This is a genomic window from Pseudorhodobacter sp., assembly GCF_030452865.1.
In the GTDB taxonomy this organism is placed as follows: Bacteria; Pseudomonadota; Alphaproteobacteria; order Rhodobacterales; family Rhodobacteraceae; genus Pseudorhodobacter.
Genome location: NZ_JAKDLJ010000478.1, coordinates 1 through 2,466, shown reverse-complemented (window position 1 = coordinate 2,466; position 2,466 = coordinate 1). Strand labels below are relative to the sequence as shown.

Annotated in this window: 3 protein-coding genes; 2 read left to right on the top strand and 1 reads right to left on the bottom strand. The window is 59.1% G+C overall.

The genetic code is table 11. The features are described from left to right. Positions 1-536, top strand: a 536-nt coding sequence (locus L0H65_RS18315; RefSeq protein WP_301460644.1) for a DNA-3-methyladenine glycosylase I, incomplete at its 5' end; no start/stop codon positions are given. An 86-nt stretch (positions 537-622) separates the two neighbouring features. Here L0H65_RS18315 and L0H65_RS18310 read toward each other — a convergent pair. Next, positions 623-1,177: a TlpA disulfide reductase family protein gene (locus L0H65_RS18310; protein WP_301460643.1), complete on the bottom strand. Its 555-nt coding sequence runs from the start codon at positions 1,175-1,177 to the stop codon at positions 623-625. Positions 1,178-1,199: 22 nt separating this feature from the next. On the opposite strand from L0H65_RS18310, the gene argH reads away from it, so the two are divergent. After that, on the top strand, positions 1,200-2,466 hold a 1,267-nt coding region (argH, locus tag L0H65_RS18305), incomplete at its 3' end, for an argininosuccinate lyase (protein ID WP_301460642.1).

The window sequence follows — 2,466 nt, the reverse complement described above, 5'->3', positions numbered from 1 at the left end:
ACGATACCGAATGGGGTGTGCCGGAATGGGACAGCCGCGCGCTTTGGGAGAAACTGATGCTCGATGGTTTTCAGGCGGGCCTTTCCTGGATCACCATCCTGAAAAAGCGCGCGGCATTTCGCGCGGCTTTTGCGGGGTTTTGCCCGGAAATCATCGCGACATGGGGCGAAGCGGATGTGTTGCGCCTGCTCGCAAACCCCGGCATCATCCGGCATCGCGGCAAGATTGAAGGCGCGATCAAATCGGCCCGCGCTTATTTGCGGATCGAACAGGAAACCGGGTTTTCAAGTTGGCTTTGGGCCTATGTCGACGACGCGCCCTTGCAAAACAACCTGAAAACAACAGCGGACGTGCCTGCGTTCACAGAACTTTCCACCCAAATTTCCAAAGATCTGAAAAAGGCCGGTTTCACCTTTTGCGGCCCAACCATTGTTTACGCCTTCATGGAGGCAACCGGGATGGTGAATGACCATCTCACAAGTTGTCATTGCCATGCAAAAGTTGCCACCCTCGGCCAAGCGACCAGCAAGGCATGAGCCAGTCTGAATTCCCGCCCCGACTTCATCTTGGAAAAAATACCTTTGCCGAAGGCATGATTCTTTGACGAAAAATCGTCCCGACGCTACGGTTGAGTCAAGGCTGCAAACATCGCCAGCGCGTCGGCGCTGTCCCATTCCGCATCACCGATCAATCGCGCGACCTCCCGGCCTTGCGGGTCGATAAGCAGCGTCACCGGCAAGCCAAACGCCCCGGCTTCCCTCGCGAATGCCGTTTTGGGGTCGAGGAGCACAGGCAGCCCTTCTACCCCGACTTCCGCAAAAAACCGCCGCACAGCATCGGGTGGGTTGCGCCCGGTTGCCAAAGTGACCACTGCCGGACCATCTTCGCCCATCGCGTCTGCCAAGCGGTCGAGACCGGGCATTTCCTTGCGGCATGGCGCGCACCATGTCGCCCAAAGATTCAACACCACCCAACGCCCTTGCCAATCCGCCAAGGAGCGCTCCACCCCTTCCAGATCGCTCAACAAGATAGCAGGCGCGGGCTTTGGCGCGTCATGGAACGCCAGTTTGCGCATATCGCCCGCCAAGACCGCCTGTGCCGCCGCAACATCGGCCTGCGCCGCATTTGCACCAAGCATCAAGCCAGTATAAACAACCGTCAGGCAAATCCGCAGCATGTTCCCTCCAAAGGCCATCCATATGACCAATACATCCAATTCCACGCCCAAAGCCAACAGCATGTGGGGCGGCCGATTCGAAGGCGGCAACGACGCCATCATGCAGGCCATCAACGCCTCCATCGGCTTTGACCGCCGTTTGGCCGCGCAAGATATTGCAGGCTCTCGCGCCCATGCCGCGATGTTGGCGGCACAGGGTATCCTTACCCATACGGATGCCGAAGCAATCCGTGAAGGCCTGCTCACGGTGTTGTCAGAAATCGAGGGCGGAAAGTTTGCGTTCCGGGTGGAGTTGGAAGATATCCACATGAATGTGGAATCCCGGTTGAAAGAGATTATCGGTGAACCGGCAGGGCGTTTGCACACTGGCCGGTCGCGCAACGATCAGGTTGCCGTCGATTTCCGCCTGTGGGTACGCGACCAATGCGACGCGGCGATTACGGGGCTGGAGGCGTTGATGCAGGCGTTTCTGGCGCAGGCAGAGGCTGGTGCCGATTGGGTGATGCCAGGTTTCACCCATCTGCAAACCGCGCAACCTGTGACATGGGGCCATCATATGCTTGCCTATGTGGAAATGTTCGCGCGGGATCGCGCGCGCTTTCAGGATGCCCGCAAACGGATGAATGAATGTCCTTTGGGTGCTGCGGCGCTTGCCGGAACCTCCTTCCCCATCGACCGCCACGCCACCGCCGCCGCCCTCGGCTTTGACCGCCCCACGGCGAACAGTCTTGATTCGGTCTCCGACCGCGATTTCGCTCTGGAATTTCTCTCGGCCTCCAGCATCACCGCGATGCATCTTTCGCGCTTTGCCGAAGAACTCGTGATCTGGTCCTCGGCCCAGTTCAGATTCGTGAAGTTATCGGACAAATGGACCACCGGGTCGTCGATCATGCCGCAAAAGAAGAACCCCGACGCGGCGGAGCTTTTGCGTTCCAAGCTCGGGCGCATCCTCGGCGCGACGGTGGCGTTGTTCACCATCATGAAAGGGCTGGCGCTGACCTATTCCAAGGACATGCAGGAAGACAAGGAACAGACCTTTGACGCCGCCGACAGCCTGATGCTCGGCTTGGCCGCGATGACCGGGATGGTTGGCGATATGACCGCCAGTCGTGAGGTGTTGAAAACCGCCGCCGCATCCGGCTTTTCCACCGCGACCGACCTTGCCGATTGGCTGGTGCGCGAACTTGGCCTGCCGTTCCGCGACGCGCATCACGTCACAGGTAGTTTGGTTGCGATGGCGGAAAAGCAAGGCGTTGACCTGCCGGATCTGACGCTGGAGCAGATGAAAT